An 18,030-nucleotide genomic window follows, 5' to 3' on the forward strand; every position below is an offset into this window, starting at 1 on the left:
AAATTGGATTAATAAACAAAAAAGCTCACGAATGCTAATTAGCAATTCATGAGCTTGTCATGTGTAAGAGTATGGTGCGGTCAAGAGGACTCGAACCTCCACGATATTGCTACCACTGGCACCTGAAGCCAGCGCGTCTGCCAATTCCGCCATGACCGCATATTGTCTGATGTCGACAAGAAAGATCTTACCATTAATCTATATGGCAAGTCAACAATAATTAATAAACGATTGTAGGGCTGTATCAATCGGATTTGTGCCGGTAAACTCTGCAATTAATTAAAATCTGTTAGGTGTTACAATAATGTTATTTCTTAGGTAAAATAGGGGTTAGTATCGTTAATGAGCCCTGTGGAGAGGGTAAGAAACCATACGTAGAGAATGAGGTGATGTCGTTTGAAGAAGATTGCGATCGATATGGACGAAGTGATGGCTGATTTCTCGTCGAAGCATCTGCGTCTGTTCAATCAGAAGTTCCGGGATACGCTTACGATTGAAGAACTGCAAGGAACGAGGCTTCGGCATCTACGGCCGCACTTGGCTGATGAGATCACGGCTATTATTGATGAGGATAATTTCTTCCGTGACTTAGACGTAGTAGAGGGAAGTCAAGAAGTGATCCGCGAGCTAAGCAAGGATTACGAGATTTATATTACGACGGCAGCGATGGAGCATCCTTCTTCGTTCCATGGAAAGTATGAATGGCTGTGCGAGCACTTTTCCTTCATCTCACCGATGAATTATGTATTCTGCGGCGATAAGAGCATCATTAACGCTGATTATTTGATTGATGACAACACTCGTAACTTCGTCAGGTTCCGGGGCCAAGGCTTGTTATTCACCGCCCCTCATAACCGAGATGAAACCGGCTATGTTCGGGTTAATAACTGGTTTGAAGTGCTGGAATTTTTCAAAAGTCAAAGTCGATAAGACTGGGCAAATGCGAGTCAAGCTGTTGCATGCACATGGAAGCTCCTGTAGGAGCTAACAAGCATGTACAGGTATAAGCAAATGAAATGGCGGCTGCAGAGGGAATCCCCTTCAGTCGCCATTTCGTATAGTGGATCAACTTTAGAAGTACCCTAATATATCCTTCGCATCCTCCGACATCATGCTTGGCTTCCACTGGGGTTCCCACACCATGTCGACCTCGATATTCGACTGGCCGGATCGCTCGGCAAGCATCCATTTTACGCTGTCGATTATCGTGTCGTGGAGCGGGCAACCGGGGGTTGTCAGCGTCATCTGCACGTAGATGCGGTCCGGCTCTTGGCGAACCTCATAGACGAGACCGAGATCGACGATGTTGACCCCAAGCTCAGGATCGTATACCTCCTTCAGCCAATTGCGTAATTGCATCGACGAGGCTTCCATCAGGATCATCTCCTATTCAAGTTTCCATTAACGAGTGAACACTAGTGCTGCAAGACTGATATAGACGAGGGAGCCTAACGATAATGCGGTTCCTGCAAGTTCAATCATCCACTGTGAACCGAATACCATGCCTACAGTGACAAGCAGTATGCCTGCAGCAATTACACTGAGGCCGAGGCGCACATGCTTATCGCTCAGCATATCCGCCATCAGCGGCGTACCGGGCTTGCCGGCTTGTTTGCCGTAACGATGCGTCCACCATAGGAATGGGATAATCTTGGACGCATAACTCAGAATGTTGAACGACACCCAGCCGTTAAGGTACAACCATCCCGCGATGCGTATCACGTCAGCATCCAGCAGTCGATCGGGTGAATAGACGCTGACAGTTAGCCAAACAGCAAGCAGGATCCCGAACGCCATACTGCAGTAGACGGACCATTGAATGCCTGATCCGGGATGGCGTTTATGACGGCTTCGTCTAATAAGAAGAAGATGCACATTGTATACAACGACCGCTGCAGTAAGTAGCAGAAGGGCGAACCAGATAAGCCAAGGAGATCCGTCCGTTAAGAATGCGGTCACTCCGAGTACAACAGCGGTATTCCACAACAGCAGGATGACCGTTTGAGGCTTAGTTGAATAGTTGTGCGCAAGGTAGAACATCGGCAGCATTTTGTAGCTGAAGCCTGTTATTAGCAGTCCGAACCACCCGATCGTCCCCATCCAAATATGAGCGCCAAACAGATTGTCATGTCCGTCGATCCACCAGCCCGTTGCGAAGTTAATGCCCATCAGCATGCCGCTAAGTCCCGTCAGCACAAGGTATGCGATCGAGCATGCAGCACTTATCGTGATGGCATTCCAGCGGGATGCACGCCTTAACGTCATTGCCATATTCCAGCCAAATGCGAGAATGCCGATGAACGCCGCTGAGGCGCATAGTGCGATCCAATGGATCTGACTTGCAATAAAGCCGTACAACAACCCGATTAGACCGATTGTGAAGACGATGTAGTGGAAGTAGCCGAGCCGTTCACTGTAGACGTTCGTCTGTGCGATGACAGGGATTAACTGATAGACAGCACCCATCGCCAACATCGTCGCCCAGCCCAACACGAATAGATGGATATGAAACCAGCCTGAAGGGCCACGCAGTTCGTCGCCGACCCATCCGGTCAAGGACAGCAGCGACGCGGCTTGATAGAGAACAAATCCGATCATACCCGTCACGATGAAATAAAAGGGGAGACGAGACATCGACGATCGCCTCCTTAAATTTTGCGAATCGTAACCTTAGCGGATCCGTCAGCCTGTTCTTCAATGGTATGCGGATATCCTAGACTTTGGAGCTCCTCCAGCAGAAACATCGGCACCCGATCGTTATGGATGACAACCGCATCGCCGGGCTGCAAGCGGTCGAGTGCGCTTAACGTCCGAATCATCGGTTTGGGAGGCTCCAGCCCCCGATTATCCAATGTCAGGGTCCTCGGCAATTCCTCTAAATCCTCCGTAGCATTGCAATACTTCGCATGTGGTCCAATCGCGGGCTGCTCGACAGCGACAGCGGCATTCCCAATGCGATCCAACCAGCTTTTGTTCTTCTTATTCACGAAAGTGACGACCCAATGATCTGTTCCGAGCTGCTCGGCCTTGCCTATGAGCCCCCGAACTTTCAGTACACCGAATAGCGGCATCGGCTTGATCGTCGCATGAAGGACGAAGATGTCACTTGGCCCGAGCTTCTTAACGGTATCCATAATGACTTGAAAGGGTTCAAGCTTCTTGCGCAGATAAGGCCTAACATCTAACTCCACGACATTTGCAGATTGCTCATTCATGGCACCTGCTCCTCTTTGATTATTTGGTCACATGATTACTGAATGCTATTGAACGGCTATGCCACCGATTATAGGGCATACCGCAATCGTTCTTTGTGAGCCTCATCACACTGAGAATGATAGTCACACGATGTTCAATAAACTGCATCGGCATAGGTGGCAGAGTGATCATTATCACAGTGCTGAGCCTTTGTCTGGCAGTATGCTTAGCCCATTAGGTCATTCGTCAGGAAGGAAAGCTGCCAATGAACAATGGAGATAACGGTCATACGTGCGAGGATGTAATACAAATTCGAGCACTGGCGATGGGGCAAGATTGGGTGTTTCTCGTCAGCGGGGGAACAGCTCATATTGGTGCAGTAGCTGCTGCTTATCGGTCGGATGACCAGCCCATTCCATGTGAGGTGGTTACAGTCCCAGGTCATCGAGAAGGAAAACTGGCAGTTGAGCTTGCAACGTTGGCATCGCATAGACTCAGGCGAACGGTGAGTGTGGTGGCAGGTATCCACTTGCATCAGCCGTCTAAACAGCAGATTGAAGCGGTTGTTGAGTTGGCGAGAAGCAAGCTAAACCAGATGCTCGAGCATGTTGAGTCATTGGACGAAGGAGAGAATGCGCATGCATAAGAACCTGCTTGTCGATCCATTCGGCAGAGTGCATGACTATTTGCGCATTTCGGTAACCGATCATTGCAACTTGCGCTGTGTCTACTGCATGCCGGAGGAAGGGATGAAGTTCGACCCGGATCATCGGCTGATGACTTATGAAGAGATTACAGAGATCGTGCAAGTGCTGGCACCGCTTGGCATTAAGAAGCTGCGAATTACGGGCGGAGAACCACTTGTAAGAAAAGGGCTGGATCGGCTGATTGAGTATCTATCGGCTATTCCCGGCATTGAAGATATCGCCTTATCGACGAATGGCATCTATCTTGCGCAGTTTGCTGACAGACTGAAGGCTTCGGGATTGACGCGTGTGAACATCAGCCTCGATTCGCTTGTGCCTGAGAAATTCGCAATGATCACGCGCGGGGGCGATGTTCGTAAGGTTCTGGAGGGATTACAAGCCAGTTATCAGGTAGGTTTTCTTCCGATCAAACTCAATGTCGTGCTGATGAAGGGGGTTAACGACAACGAAGTGGCACAGTTTCTGCGAATGTCGCATGAGCAGCCGATTCATATTCGATTCATCGAATATATGCCGATTGGCAATGACGGGGTTAGCTGGAAAACCGGCTATGTGCCGCTGTCTCATGTACTCGATACATGCACGGAATTAGGCTGGGCGTATGAGCGACACGAGGACATCTACGGGAGCGGGCCGGCAACGACGTACCAACTGGAGGGAGCAGCTGGCACATTTGGCTTGATCCGACCGATCAGCGATCACTTCTGCGGCAGCTGCAATCGGCTTCGTCTGACAGCAGACGGTCATATCAAAGCTTGTCTGTACTGGCAGGATGAATACAACGTACGCCAGCATATTGGTGACACAGCGGCGATCGAGTCGTTGTTCCGTTCAGCCCTGGCACGCAAACCGCAGACGCATGAGATGGCTAAAGCGCTAAGCGGCGAGGCGCAATCGGGCGTACCAACAATCAGGCGAATGTCGCAAATCGGCGGATAATTGACGGAATGATGAACGGGTACGGGATTTGAAGCAAAATAATCCATTTTGGGTGATCGGCATCACACCATGTCGAATGCGGTCGAGGTATTTTTACACTCGACAGCACCTCGTAGTAACAGAAGCGTATGCTTCCGAAGCAAGTTTTTTGCTTGCAGGGAAGTATTCCGACGAAGCAAAGCAAAAAACTTATAGGAGGTTAACAATGGGCAACAGGAAATCGTCGTTACGGAGAAAACTCACTTACTTCACGCGCAAGGAACAATATGCAGATGGCTGGAGCGAAGTGAAGACTGCGGACCGGGAATGGGAAGATGTGTATCGCAGAAGATGGCAGCATGACAAAGTCGTCCGTTCTACGCATGGCGTCAACTGCACTGGATCTTGCAGCTGGCAGATTTATGTGAAGGACGGCATTGTGGCTTGGGAGAATCAAGCGACGGATTATCCGTCGACAGGGCCGGATATGCCGGATTTCGAACCACGCGGCTGCCCGAGGGGAGCAAGCTTCTCCTGGTACTTGTATAGTCCGCTTCGTGTCAAATATCCGTATGTTCGCGGCGTACTGCTCGAGATGTGGCGGGAAGCGCTGGAGCGGGAAAGTGATCCGGTAAGCGCTTGGGCAAGCATTGCGGACAATCCTGAGCGGGTTCGTGCGTATAAAACGGCGCGGGGCAAAGGCGGGCTCGTCCGCGCTTCGTGGGAGGAAGTAACGCAAATCATCTCGGCATCCATGATTCATACGATCAAGCAATACGGTCCTGACCGAATCATCGGATTCTCTCCGATCCCTGCGATGTCGATGGTCAGCTATGCAGCGGGTTCACGCTTCTTATCGCTTCTTGGTTCTCCACTGCTCAGCTTCTACGATTGGTATGCCGATCTGCCGCCTGCTTCGCCGCAAATATGGGGCGATCAGACCGATGTACCGGAGAGCAGCGACTGGTACAATTCCGGCTACATTCTTGTTTGGGGCTCGAACCTGCCGATGACGCGGACGCCGGATGCTCATTTTCTCGCGGAAGCGCGCTATAAAGGAACGAAGGTCGTCTCGATTAGCCCTGACTATGCGGAATTCGTTAAGTTCGCGGATGCATGGATGTCTGTGAAGCAAGGAACAGACGGGGCGCTTGCTATGGCGATGGGACATGTGATTCTGAAAGAGTTTTATGTGGAGAACGAAACCGAATATTTCAGCTCGTATGCGAAGCAGTATACCGATTTTCCTTATCTGATCACGATTGATGAGAAGGAAGGCGTTTATACGCCGGGGCGGTTTCTTGTGGCCGATGACCTTGGCGAGTTAGGCAATAACATGGAGTGGAAGACGGTTGTCTATGACGACAGCACCGGATCGTTGGCCGTCCCCAAAGGCAGCCTTGGCTATCGCTGGGGCGAGGAAGGCACATGGAATTTGCGCATGGAGACAGCTGAGGACAACAAGCCGATCGCTCCGCGCCTGTCGCTGCTTGGTGTACATCAAGAAGTGCTTCCTGTATCGCTGCCGTTCTTCGATAATGATGGCGCGCATGTGATGGAGCAGATGATTCCGGTTAGAACAATCGAATGTAACGGCACTACGCGGCTCGTGACAACGGTATATGATCTCGTACTTGCAAAGTATGGCGTCGAGCGAGGTCTTAGCGTAATGCATCCGTCGGCTGATCGGCCGTTCACGCCGGCGTGGCAGCAGTCGATTACGGGCGTTAATCAAGAAACGGTCATTCAAATCGCTCGTGAATTCGCGAGGAATGCAATCGACACAAAAGGTCGCTCCATGATTATTATGGGCGCAGGCATTAATCACTGGTACAACTCGGATGTTATCTATCGCGCCATTATTAATCTTGTGATGATGACAGGTTGTCAAGGTGTCAATGGCGGGGGTTGGGCGCACTATGTTGGACAAGAGAAGCTCCGACCTGCTGAAGGCTGGCAGACGATCGCTTTCGCAAGAGACTGGACAGGGCCAGCGCGATTGCAGAACGGCACCTCTTTCTTCTACTTCGCCACTAACCAATGGCGGTTCGAGGATATGCCAGTTGACCGACTAATCTCGCCGTTAACGGGCAAAGCCCATTATACGCATGTTGCGGATTACAATGTAATGGCCGCGCGACTCGGCTGGCTGCCGTCGTATCCGCAATTCGACCGCAGCTCAATCGACTTGCATCAGGATGCGGAGCGCGCAGGAGCAAAGTCGAAGGAAGAGATCGGAGCTTATGTCGCAGAAGAGCTGAAGAATCGCAAATTGAAGTTCGCGATCGAGGCGCCGGACAACCCCGTCAACTTCCCGCGTGTTCTGTTCGTCTGGCGGGCGAATCTGATCTCAAGCTCAGGCAAAGGTCATGAGTATTTCTTGAAATATTTGCTCGGCACCTCCAATGGACTGCTTGGCGATGATTCGTCCAGCCTGCGGCCAGAAGAAATTGAATGGCAGGATGAAGCGGCCGAAGGCAAGCTCGACCTGATGGTCAATCTCGACTTCCGCATGGCGGGCACAGCGCTTTATTCGGATATCGTACTGCCGGCTGCAACGTGGTACGAAAAGAGCGACCTAAGCAGCACCGACATGCATCCGTTCGTGCATCCATTCAACCCTGCCGTATCGGCGCAGTGGGAATCGCGTTCCGACTGGGATACGTTCAAGGAGCTGGCACGCGTCTTCTCCAAGATGGCTGCTGAGAGCTTCGATGGACCGCAGAAAGAGATCGTCGCAACGCCGCTGCTTCATGACTCGATCGATGAGCTCGCGCAGCCGCACGGCATCATTCGCGACTGGAGCAAAGGGGAATGCGAGCCGATTCCAGGCAAGACGATGCCGCACATCCATGTCGTAGAGCGAGATTATGCAGCCGTGTACGAGAAGATGGTGTCGCTTGGACCCAATGTGAAGGATAAGCCGATTGGAACCAAAGGCATCTCGTGGTCCGCTGCCAAGGAATACGAGAAGCTGCAGCGTACGCTTGGTGTTCAGCGCATGTCGAAACTGTCGGAGGGTTGTCCTGATATAAGTTCGGACCGCAGTGTAGCGGAGGCGATTCTAACGCTGTCTTCGACGACGAATGGCCATATGGCGGTGCGCGCTTGGGAGTCGTTGGAGAAGAAAACGAATTTGCAGCTGAAAGATTTGGCGGAGGAGCGGGCAGAGGAATGCTTCACTTTCGATGAGATTACGTCCAAGCCGAAGACCGTCATTACGTCGCCTGCGTTCAGCGGATCTGAGAAGGGCGGCCGCCGCTATTCGCCTTTCACGACGAACGTAGAGCGTCTCATCCCTTGGCGTACGCTGACGGGACGCCAGCAATTCTATATCGATCACCAGATGCTTCGCGAGTTCGGCGAGACGCTTGCAACGTTTAAACCGGTCTTAAATCATACGCCTTTCCACCCTCATAGCAAGCGTCCGATTGAAGGCGGCAAAGAAATCGTGCTCAACTATATGACCCCGCATAGCAAATGGTCGATTCACAGCATGTATTACGATTCGCTGCCGATGCTGACGTTGTTCCGCGGCGGACCAACGATCTGGCTCAATCATGAGGATGCTGCTGACACCGGGATTGCCGATAACGATTGGATTGAATGCTTCAACCGCAACGGCGTCGTTGTCGCTCGCGCTGTCGTCTCGCACCGGATTCCGCGAGGCATCGCATTCATGTACCATGCACAGGATCGACATATTAATGTGCCGGGAACTTCCATCTCGCAGACACGAGGCGGTACGCATAACAGCCCTACCCGCATCCATGTGAAGCCAACCCATATGATCGGCGGATTCGCGCAGCTCAGTTATGGCTTCAATTATTACGGACCTACCGGCAATCAGCGGGATTTGAACGTCATCATTCGGAAGCTGCAGGAGGTGGATTGGCTTGAACATTAAAGCACAAGTCGGCATGGTCATGAACTTGGACAAATGCATCGGATGCCATACGTGCAGCGTGACATGCAAGAATACGTGGACGAACCGCGCAGGCGCTGAGTATATGTACTGGAATAACGTGGAGACAAAGCCGGGCATCGGCTATCCGAAGCAGTGGGAGAACCAGGAGCGATATAAAGGCGGCTGGGTGCTCCGCAAGGGCAAGCTGGAACTGAAATCAGGCACTCGCGCGAAGCGGTTGCTGAACATTTTTCACAATCCCGATCAGCCAACGATTGACGATTATTATGAGCCATGGACCTACGAATATGAGAAGCTGACGAACAGCCCGCCGAAGCAGCATCAACCGGTCGCACGGCCGAAGTCGAAGGTGACAGGCGAGTATATGAACATCGAGTGGGGACCGAACTGGGAGGACGATCTGGCAGGCGTGCACGTGACCGGGCCTCAGGACCCGAACATGCGCGGCATCGAGGAATCGATCAAGATGGATTTCGAGCAGGTATTCATGATGTACTTGCCGCGTATATGCGAGCATTGTATCAATCCGGCTTGCGTATCGTCTTGTCCATCTGGCGCTATGTACAAACGTGAAGAGGACGGCATTGTACTCGTCGACCAGAACGCTTGCCGGGCGTGGCGGTTTTGCGTATCGAGCTGTCCTTATAAGAAAGTGTACTTCAATTGGCAGACGAACAAAGCGGAGAAGTGCACGTTGTGCTTCCCTCGAATTGAAGCAGGGCTGCCGACCATTTGCTCAGAGACATGCGTTGGGCGCATCCGGTACCTTGGCATCATGTTCTATGATGCAGATAAGGTTCAAGAGGCGGCATCAGTGCCAGATGAGAAGGATTTGTATGAAGCACAGATGGGTGTCTTCCTAGATCCGAACGATCCTGAAGTCATTAAGGAAGCACGTAAGGCGGGCATTGCGGAGGATTGGATCGAGGCCGCTCAGAAGTCGCCGATTTATAAGATGGTCATGGATTGGAAAATTGCACTTCCTCTGCACCCGGAATATCGAACACTGCCGATGGTCTGGTACGTGCCGCCGCTTAGCCCGATTACGAACACGATTGAAGGACAGGGCAGCTCGCTTGACCCTAATGATATTTTCCCAGCGATCGATAACATGCGCATCCCCGTTGAGTATTTGGCGAATCTGTTGACAGCTGGCGATACCGAACTCATTCGGGATGTGCTGCGCAAGATGGCAGTGATGCGCATCCATATGCGTAATCAGCAGACAGGTCGCGAGAGCGATCCGGCGATGCTGGAGATGGTTGGGCAGAGCAAGCAATCGATTGAAGATATGTATCGGCTGCTCGCGATTGCGAAGTACAACGATCGCTTCGTCATCCCGCCATCGCACCGCGAGCAGGTTGCTGATGTGTTCAACGAGCAGGGCAGCTGCGGGCTTGACTTCGCTGGAGGACCAGGTGCATGCGGCGTATTCGAACAGGGGAGGCATTAGCGATGGCTATGGACTGGGATCAATCACAGCAACTGTTTGGGCTGCTGTGTTGCTTACTACGGTATCCGGACCGCGAATGGTTCGCGCAGCTTAACGAGCTCCGCGAGGATGCGCAATGGCTGCAGGATGACGATGCGAGGCGTACGGTACTCGCGTTCATCGAGCAAGCCGCTTCATCCAATGAGCTGGCGTGGCAAGACCGGTATGTTCGGACGTTTGATTTTGGACGCAAATCGAATTTGTATTTGACCTATGGACAGCATGGGGAGGAACGAGAGCGGAGCAAGGCGCTTCTGGAGCTTAAGCGCTTATATGCAGAAGCTGGATTCGAGCTTACAAGCAGCGAATTGCCCGATTATTTGCCGCTAATGCTTGAATTCGTGTCGCATGCAGGGGTGAAGCATTCTGCTGAAGTAATTGGCAAGTATCAGCAAACATTGTCTGCTATTCATGAAGAGTTGAAGGGCCGGCAGGATTCGTATGCAGGGTTGTTCGAACTGCTGCTTGCTATGGTTACGGTGTTGGCAGCGGCGTTCGCTTCTGGACAGCAGCTAGCGGGGAGTGGGGTAGAGTGAGTCAGCCGGAATGGTTCTTATGGGGCGTTCTCCCTTATATGATTGTTGTTTTCGTCGTATCTGCGCTCATCTGGCGGTATGTCACGAACCCGTTCAGTTGGACGTCGAAGTCCAGCGAGCTCCTGGAAAAGCGGATGCTGAAGTGGGGCAGTCTACTGTTCCACTATGGCATTATAGCGGTGTTCTTCGGTCACGTCGCGGGCTTGCTGGTACCAGTATCGGTCTATCACACGCTAGGTATTAGCGATGAGGCTTACCATATTGGTGCGCTCGCAGGTGGACTCCCTGCAGGCGTGATAACGCTAATCGGGGTTTTGATCCTGCTTTACCGCAGATTGACCGTCATCCGTATTCGCGCGACGAGCAGTGTAGGTGACCGTGTTGCGATTGTTGTACTTGCACTCGTTATTCTGACAGGTGTGCTCGCAACCTCGGGTAATGCGCTTAGCCACACAGAATTTGATTACCGCACGACGATTAACCCATGGTTGCGGGGACTGATGGTATTACAGCCAGATCCAGAGCTTATGAGTACGGTACCAATCGGGTTCAAGATCCATATGATGACGAGCTTCGCGCTCTATCTGGTATTCCCGTTCACGCGATTAGTGCATGTGTTCAGTCTTCCGATCGGCTATCTAAGACGCAGTTATGTGTTGTATAGACGCAGAGACGGATCGATCCGATCGAATCGTAATTAGAGGAGTGTGGGTGAGCAGATGAATTCAATTCGCAGAAGGCTGCTGCCGCTGCAGACAGTAAGCCTAGTGCTTGGCTTCATGGTATGGGTCATTCTATCTTCATTGATGCCGTTCATCAAAGAGGATATTAAGCTGACCTCGTCCCAATTGGCTTGGGTAACCGCTGTGCCGGTATTGTTCGGTTCCATTACTCGTGTCCCGGTCGGGTATTGGACGAACCGTTTCGGCGCTCGCAAGCTATTCATGATCAGCTTCGTGCTGCTGCTTGCGCCGGTGTTCTGGATCAGCGCGGCCGATTCGTTCGAGAAGCTTATTATCGGCGGCATCTTTCTCGGCATCGGCGGCGGTATATTCTCGGTTGGCGTTACGTCATTGCCCAAATATTATCCGAAGGAGCGGCACGGCTTCGTCAACGGCATCTACGGCATAGGCAACCTCGGGACGGCGATATCCGCATTCGGAGCGCCTGTTGTTGCGGATCGCATCGGCTGGGAGCAGACCGTGTTGCTGTACAGTGTGCTGCTGGTTGTGATGGCTGTGTTGAACTTCGTGCTTGGCGATCGGCAGGAGAAGCCGGTCGTTACGCCGCTTATGGAGCAGATTCGAGCGGTGTCGCCGAACGCGAAGCTGTGGCTGCTCTGCCTGTTCTACTTCTTAACCTTCGGCAGCTTCGTTGCGTTCACTGTTTATCTCCCGAATTTCTTGGTCAGCCATTTCGGCTTAACTAAGGTGGATGCCGGCATACGTACGGCGGGTTTCATTGTCCTTGCGACAGCTATGCGGCCGATCGGGGGCTGGCTGGGGGACCGGTTTAATCCTTTCAAAATATTAATTGTCGTATTCGCAGGCCTTACCCTATCAGGCATCGTGCTTTCCTTCGCGCCAGCGATGAAAGTGTATACGCTTGGCTGCTTGATCGTTGCCTTCTGCGCTGGAACCGGCAACGGTACCATCTTCAAGCTGGTGCCGATGTACTTCAGCAAGCAGGCAGGCATCGCGAATGGGATTATATCCATGATGGGCGGATTGGGCGGATTCTTCCCACCGTTAATTCTGACCATTCTATACAATGCAACAGGCCATTATGCGATCGGCTTCATGGCGCTGTCCCAGATTGCGCTGTCCTGCCTCATCCTTGTTGTATGGCTTTATTACCAAGACCGATTGCGACTGTCGGCTAACATTATCGAGAGTACGATTGAGGCGATCCTCATCACCGATACGAACAGCATTATCACTTCGATCAATCCCGCGTTTACAGCCGTAACGGGCTACACGTCCGAGGAAGCGGTCGGCAAGAAACCGAGCATGCTCAAGTCCGGTCGCCAGGACAAATCGTTCTACGACGAGATGTGGCGTTCGCTGCGTGAGCATGGGTCCTGGCAGGGAGAGATTTGGAATCGGCGCAAGAACGGCGATATTTATCTAGAATGGCTGAGCATTACGGCGATAAAGAATGACGCGGGTGAAGTGAAGTGTTACGCCGGCATGTTCAGCGACATTAGCAATGTTCGCGGTGCTGGCAAACGGACTGGTTAGCTAACGATAACTTAGTGAAAAATTACACAAATGTGTTCTAGATCACAATGAGGCGACAGGGGATGCACTATACTTACCTCGTACACAACGACAGGAGGTTGGATGGGATATGGATCAACGATTCAGCGACAACGATAAGATCGGCGCAATTGTGACGGAGTTTCCTGGTGCAAGTAACCTGTTCAAACAGTATAAGATCGATTTCTGCTGCGGAGGCGGCAAGAAGCTAACCGAAGTCATCCAAGCGCGCGGGCTCGATGGAAACGAGATTGTTCGGCAATTGAATGAGGCATACGCTGAACTGGTCAATAAGGAAGCGATTGATCCAGCGCAGTGGAAGGATGCGCCGATTGCAGATTTGGTCGATCATATCGTCAATCGCCATCACGTTTACTTGCGTAAAGAACTGCCGCTGCTCAGCGAGTTCATTACGAAAGTTTATCGCGTACATGGCAATGGTCATGAAGAGCTTGCGCTGCTATACCGCGCGTTCCATCAGCTGAAGCTCGAGATGGATCAGCATCTCATAGCAGAAGAAGAGACACTGTTCCCTCTATTAATAAGGTATGCGGAAGAGCCAACGGCTGAAGCGCGCAAGCAAGTGGAGATCGGGCTGCTGGAGCTGGAGTCGGACCACAGCGCTGTCGGGGATTTGCTGCGGGAGATGAGAGCGATAACGGATGGCTATAAGCTGCCGGAAGATGCATGCAAGACGTATACGTTGACGTTTATTAAGCTCGAGGAGCTGGAATCGGATATTTTCGAACATGTTCATCTCGAGAATAATATTTTGTTCCCGCGTATTGGGCAGCTTCCCGTGGCGTAACAGCAATTAGAAGTAAGCGAGCCCCGATAACGCACTATCGCGTATCGGGGCTCCTTCTATTATTTCAACTCGCGCTGCTGTTTCAATCCTTCTAGATCGGTGATGACGATCCGATTGCGATCGACCTCTATCAAGCCTTCATCCTTTAATTGATTGAGCATGCGGTTAATCGTCTCGCGGGTCGTACCGATAGCATTGGCGAATTCCTGGTGAGTCATCGGCAGGTTGATCGTTATGGTGTGCGCCCGCACCTCACCATGCTGATCGGCAAGCTGAAGCAGAAAGGCGAGTACTTTATTTTTCACATTTTGCCCAGACATCACTTGCAGCTTCTCCTGAAGCTCGCGGATTTTATCCCCCATAACGCGCATTAACTTGATGGCGATTCCGGGGTTGTTCATCATCAGTTGTTCGAACTGACGGACAGGGATAGCGATTAATTTGCAATCTATAAGGGCTTCAGCAGTAGCCGGATAAGGCTGTTGATTGAAGAAGCCGGTGTGCGGAAACATATCTCCGGTCTTCAAGAATGAAACGATCTGCTCATGTCCATTCTCATCTGTCTTGAACGTCTTAACGAGACCGTTATAAATGAAGTAGACCGATTCTTTCTCGCTGCCTTCCGCGAAGATGGCTGTCCGCTTGGATACTTGTCGGTCGATTACAATTTCCTCAACGCGTTCGAGCTCATGCGGCGTCAAATCGTGGAACAGCGGCACCTGTTGGAGGAATGCACCTATACGCTGATTGTTCATCGGAATCCTTCTTCCTTCTCGATAGCTGGCATTATAGACGATGGGCAGACTTGTTCTACTGTTGGTTGCAACTATTATAGTACTATGAAAGATTCAGATGAATAAGTGAACAATGTCACAGATCGGATCCAGCACAGGGTACATAATTGATCGAAGGATGATTTCGCAAGAGGGGTTGTTTCTATGAAAAAAAGTAAAATCATCATTCCGCATGAACACGGCGGATGGGCGATGATCAGTGTGCCGTTCGTATTCGGAATGGTTGCAGGAGAGACGCGGTGGATGCATGCGCTGCTATTTCTGGCATGGCTGTTTATTTACCTATCTTCGTATCCGCTGCTGCAGTCGATGAAGAAGCATGCGGATCGGAGCCGATTGTATCGCTGGGGTGTAGGATATGGTTCATTCGCATTGGCATGTCTTGCCGCACCGGTCATTGACACGCCGTCGCTTATTTACTTCAGCGCGCCGCTTCTTCTGCTGCTTGTCGTCAATATATGGCATGCGAAACACCGGTCGGAGCGGGCGATCATCAATGATATGTGTGCCATCGTTACTTTCTCGCTGGGTGCTGCGGCAGCGTATCGGCTAGGCGGAGGCGGTTGGGATTGGCTTATGGCTGAGCTGGTGCTGTTCAATTTCTTATACTTTATGGGCAGCGTTTTTTTCGTGAAGTCGGTGTTCCGTGAACGGACGAATAAGCGTTGGATCGCTTATGCGCGCATTTACCACACGGCAGCACCGTTCATCCCGATTGTAGTTGGTTTTCCGTATGTGGCTGCAGCCTTCCTATTCTCGTCCGTTCGTACCTTTATGTTCGCGGGTAAACAAATGCGGCCGATGAAGGTAGGCATTATCGAAATTGTCGGATCGGTGCTATTCGCGATTCTGTCAGTTATTACGATCCAAATGTATGTATGAGCCGAAGCACAAGAGACCCCCTTAATGAAAGCATTAGGGGGGTCTCACTTATTAATATAGGTTGGTTGAGCGCGTGCTCGCCGAACTATGTTACGTTAGGGTTCGTTCGCAGAGGGTTTTGTCCATTCCTCAAGCATCCGAAGAATACGGAACGCATCTTCATTCGTCTCGCCGCACGTATATTCAGCCGCCTCGAATCCGCCGCATACAGCTGGACGCTCCGGCTTGCCGAACAGTTTGCATTTATTGTCCGCCGTTAGCTGAACACAAGGCACGCCAGCTGGTTTGCCGCTTGGCATACCGGGAATAGGTGAACTAATCGTAATGGCAATGCAGCAAGCAGCACATCCGACACGGCACTCCATTAGCGATTCACCTCCCATAGAAATAAAAAAAGTTCCAGCTCATGCGCTGGAACCTCTTATAGATGGTGCGGTCAAGAGGACTCGAACCTCCACGGTATTGCTACCACTGGCACCTGAAGCCAGCGCGTCTGCCAATTCCGCCATGACCGCACAATGAACTTGCGAAAGTTAATATAGCATGTCCGTTAAACGTAAGTCAACGATATTAAGAAAGTTTAAATTTTCAGACAGTGCAGACGAAGGTGGGGATAGCCTGTATTTACAGCATGCGACCGGTACATATTTCTCGGTAAAGCCACACACAATGAACATACTTTGAGACAGAAGGCGGTGCCTGAAGAAATGAGATATCGCAATCCATTGCTGGATGATAAGACGAACCTGAATACACGCCATCGACGTTCACGAACGCGGCGAATGCTGCGCATTGCTGCTGCAACGGTCGGTACCTTCATGCTGATAGCGTTCGCTCCGGCGCCTAACCTTACGACCTACAGAACAACGGCCACGCCTGTACAATCTAACTCAGTCTTGCCTGCAGCGAGCGAATCGAAGGCCGCTTCGAAACGTATCGCCATTGTCATCGATGATTTCGGCAATGGAATGACGGGAACAGCCGAAATGATGAAGCTTCCTTTTCCGTTTACGATAGCGGTGATGCCATTCATGCCAACAACGAAGTCGGATGCGGAGACGGCGCATAAGCTTGGCCATGACGTTATCGTGCATATGCCGATGGAGCCGAACAAAGGGAAGAAGGAATGGCTTGGCCCTGGCGCCTTGACGACCGATCTGCCAGACAGTGAAATTCGGAAGCGGGTAGAAGCTGCGATCGATAATGTTCCTTTTGCGGTCGGGATGAACAATCATATGGGCTCCAAAGTAACGGCGGATGAACGTGTGATGCGCATTGTTCTGCAGGTGTGCAAGGAGCACGGGTTGTTCTTTCTCGACAGCCGTACGACGTTCAAGACCGTTATTCCTAAGGTAGCTGCCGAACTGAACGTACCGCTCGTGTCTAACGATGTGTTCTTGGACGATGTTTATTCCGTTGCACATATTTCCAAGCAAATCGGTATCCTGCGCAAGCATCTGGAAGAGCATGAGAAATGCGTAGCGATTGGACACGTTGGACCATCGGGCAAGAAGACAGCAGCTGTGCTGCTGTCCTCAACGCCTTCACTCCGCGAGAATGGGGTCATCGTCAAGGTTTCCGAGCTTGTTCGGAGGACCGGCGATCAGCAGATACTGCCTTAAACCGGCAGCAATCGTTACGGCAAGCTTCGTCTGCGCATTCCGATTCGTCAGCATGCTTCGATCTGCGGCGTTCGACAGAAAGCCCATCTCGACGATAACGGCAGGCTGTTTGACCGATCGCAGCAGATAGTAAGGATCGCCTTGTCTAGGCAGAGCATTCGTTCGTTGAAGCTGATTGAGAGCGTCCTGTATGCAGAAAGCAAGCAGGGCGCTTTCGCCGTTTGTCTGGTGAAGGACAAGCGGGCCGCGCTTGGAGCTGGACTTGGCTGCGTTCACATGCAGACTGACGAACAGCGTCGTATCGATCTCGTCCGACAATCCTTTGCGCTGAGACAGATCCCGGCGATGGCGAGAACGGGTCACATGCCATCGATTGTCTTCGCTAAGCGCATAATCGCCCGTTCGATTCAACACTGCAGTAATGCCTTGGCTGCGTAATAACAAATAAAGCTTCTGAGCAACAGCCAGATTGATATCCTTCTCCAAAATTTGGCCGCTGCTCGTTCCGCCATCGATTCCGCCATGTCCCGCATCGATTAGTACGACAGCAGAAGGGAGTGCTCGTTTGTATCGCGGTGGAGCATCGGTACGCGTACTTGCTTGTTCCTCCGCAGCATGGCCAGTCAATCGTTCGGGCGTCTCATCATTATAATGTTGACTAGCATCTGCATCAGCTGATGGTGTGCTGCCAACGAGCAGCCAGCCCAGAACAGCGCAAGAAAGGCAGACGATGGCGATTCTCCGCACCGTTATTTGAGGGATACGATGTCTATAGTGTCTCATTAAGGGACTCCTTCCTGCATGAACCATCATACTGTTAGCGTGGCTCATCAGAAGGAAAGTCATTCATGATTATAGATGCTTGCAGCGGGGCACAATTAGAATGTCAG

At 51.5% G+C, this 18,030-nt stretch carries 17 protein-coding genes and 2 tRNA genes; 11 read left to right on the forward strand and 8 right to left on the reverse strand.

The window, feature by feature from the left end; all coding sequences use genetic code 11:
- Window positions 1-72: 72 nt before the first annotated feature.
- A tRNA-Leu gene (locus tag H8B09_RS07345) sits at window positions 73-159 on the reverse strand.
- 237 nt (window positions 160-396) lie between these two features.
- Between H8B09_RS07345 and H8B09_RS07350 the strand changes: the two genes are divergently transcribed.
- On the forward strand, window positions 397-930 hold the full coding sequence (locus H8B09_RS07350) for a 5' nucleotidase, NT5C type (protein ID WP_191202881.1): 534 nt from the start codon (window positions 397-399) through the stop codon (window positions 928-930).
- Window positions 931-1,071: 141 nt separating this feature from the next.
- Here the strand turns inward: H8B09_RS07350 and H8B09_RS07355 are convergent, their stop codons facing one another.
- From H8B09_RS07355 to H8B09_RS07365, 3 genes are read right to left on the reverse strand one after another with little or no spacing between them, the layout of a single operon-like run.
- Complete coding sequence (locus H8B09_RS07355) at window positions 1,072-1,374, reverse strand: metal-sulfur cluster assembly factor (protein WP_224753389.1); 303 nt, start codon at window positions 1,372-1,374, stop codon at window positions 1,072-1,074.
- Window positions 1,375-1,401: 27 nt separating this feature from the next.
- The gene (locus tag H8B09_RS07360) at window positions 1,402-2,634 is read right to left on the reverse strand and encodes a heme-copper oxidase family protein (protein ID WP_191202883.1); all 1,233 of its coding nucleotides are present in this window, start codon (window positions 2,632-2,634) and stop codon (window positions 1,402-1,404) included.
- A 14-nt stretch (window positions 2,635-2,648) separates the two neighbouring features.
- Window positions 2,649-3,215, reverse strand: a complete 567-nt coding sequence (locus H8B09_RS07365; RefSeq protein ID WP_191202884.1) for a DUF2249 domain-containing protein — start codon at window positions 3,213-3,215, stop codon at window positions 2,649-2,651.
- A gap of 245 nt (window positions 3,216-3,460) precedes the next feature.
- Here H8B09_RS07365 and lpdD point away from each other — a divergent pair, with 245 nt between their 5' ends.
- The 8 genes from lpdD to ric all read left to right on the forward strand — a co-directional run bounded on the left by lpdD (window position 3,461) and on the right by ric (window position 13,842).
- The gene (lpdD, locus tag H8B09_RS07370) at window positions 3,461-3,841 is read left to right on the forward strand and encodes a prenylated flavin chaperone LpdD (RefSeq protein WP_191202885.1); all 381 of its coding nucleotides are present in this window, start codon (window positions 3,461-3,463) and stop codon (window positions 3,839-3,841) included.
- Complete coding sequence (gene moaA, locus H8B09_RS07375) at window positions 3,834-4,841, forward strand: GTP 3',8-cyclase MoaA (RefSeq protein WP_191202886.1); 1,008 nt, start codon at window positions 3,834-3,836, stop codon at window positions 4,839-4,841. The genes lpdD and moaA overlap by 8 nt, the downstream gene beginning before the upstream one ends.
- A 205-nt stretch (window positions 4,842-5,046) precedes the next feature.
- Entirely contained in the window at window positions 5,047-8,727 is a 3,681-nt protein-coding gene (locus H8B09_RS07380; protein ID WP_191202887.1) for a nitrate reductase subunit alpha, read from the forward strand.
- Window positions 8,717-10,201, forward strand: coding sequence for a nitrate reductase subunit beta (gene narH, locus H8B09_RS07385; protein ID WP_191202888.1), 1,485 nt, complete (start codon window positions 8,717-8,719; stop codon window positions 10,199-10,201). Before H8B09_RS07380 ends, narH begins: the two co-directional genes overlap by 11 nt.
- A gap of 2 nt (window positions 10,202-10,203) precedes the next feature.
- On the forward strand, window positions 10,204-10,776 hold the full coding sequence (narJ, locus tag H8B09_RS07390) for a nitrate reductase molybdenum cofactor assembly chaperone (RefSeq protein ID WP_191202889.1): 573 nt from the start codon (window positions 10,204-10,206) through the stop codon (window positions 10,774-10,776).
- Complete coding sequence (gene narI, locus H8B09_RS07395) at window positions 10,773-11,477, forward strand: respiratory nitrate reductase subunit gamma (RefSeq protein ID WP_191202890.1); 705 nt, start codon at window positions 10,773-10,775, stop codon at window positions 11,475-11,477. Before narJ ends, narI begins: the two co-directional genes overlap by 4 nt.
- An 18-nt stretch (window positions 11,478-11,495) precedes the next feature.
- Window positions 11,496-13,016 carry an MFS transporter gene (locus tag H8B09_RS07400; RefSeq protein ID WP_191202891.1) on the forward strand — a complete coding sequence of 507 codons (1,521 nt, stop codon included), beginning with the start codon at window positions 11,496-11,498 and terminating at the stop codon, window positions 13,014-13,016.
- Between the two features lie 109 nt (window positions 13,017-13,125).
- Entirely contained in the window at window positions 13,126-13,842 is a 717-nt protein-coding gene (gene ric / locus H8B09_RS07405) for an iron-sulfur cluster repair di-iron protein (RefSeq protein WP_191202892.1), read from the forward strand.
- A 59-nt stretch (window positions 13,843-13,901) separates the two neighbouring features.
- Here the strand turns inward: ric and H8B09_RS07410 are convergent, their stop codons facing one another.
- Complete coding sequence (locus H8B09_RS07410; protein ID WP_191202893.1) at window positions 13,902-14,597, reverse strand: Crp/Fnr family transcriptional regulator; 696 nt, start codon at window positions 14,595-14,597, stop codon at window positions 13,902-13,904.
- Between the two features lie 183 nt (window positions 14,598-14,780).
- Between H8B09_RS07410 and H8B09_RS07415 the strand changes: the two genes are divergently transcribed.
- Window positions 14,781-15,518, forward strand: coding sequence for a YwiC-like family protein (locus H8B09_RS07415; protein WP_191202894.1), 738 nt, complete (start codon window positions 14,781-14,783; stop codon window positions 15,516-15,518).
- Window positions 15,519-15,613: 95 nt separating this feature from the next.
- On the opposite strand, the gene H8B09_RS07420 is transcribed toward H8B09_RS07415, so the two are convergent.
- Entirely contained in the window at window positions 15,614-15,883 is a 270-nt protein-coding gene (locus tag H8B09_RS07420; RefSeq protein WP_191202895.1) for a YkgJ family cysteine cluster protein, read from the reverse strand.
- A 63-nt stretch (window positions 15,884-15,946) separates the two neighbouring features.
- A tRNA-Leu gene (locus H8B09_RS07425) sits at window positions 15,947-16,033 on the reverse strand.
- Window positions 16,034-16,225: 192 nt separating this feature from the next.
- Here H8B09_RS07425 and H8B09_RS07430 point away from each other — a divergent pair.
- Complete coding sequence (locus H8B09_RS07430; protein WP_224753390.1) at window positions 16,226-17,140, forward strand: divergent polysaccharide deacetylase family protein; 915 nt, start codon at window positions 16,226-16,228, stop codon at window positions 17,138-17,140.
- Here H8B09_RS07430 and H8B09_RS07435 read toward each other — a convergent pair.
- On the reverse strand, window positions 17,063-17,923 hold the full coding sequence (locus tag H8B09_RS07435) for an N-acetylmuramoyl-L-alanine amidase family protein (RefSeq protein WP_191202896.1): 861 nt from the start codon (window positions 17,921-17,923) through the stop codon (window positions 17,063-17,065). The two genes, H8B09_RS07430 and H8B09_RS07435, sit on opposite strands and share 78 nt — an antisense overlap.
- Window positions 17,924-18,030: the final 107 nt, after the last annotated feature.

The sequence above is a fragment of the Paenibacillus terricola genome, from assembly GCF_014779765.1.
Taxonomy (GTDB): domain Bacteria; phylum Bacillota; class Bacilli; order Paenibacillales; family Paenibacillaceae; genus Paenibacillus_T; species Paenibacillus_T terricola.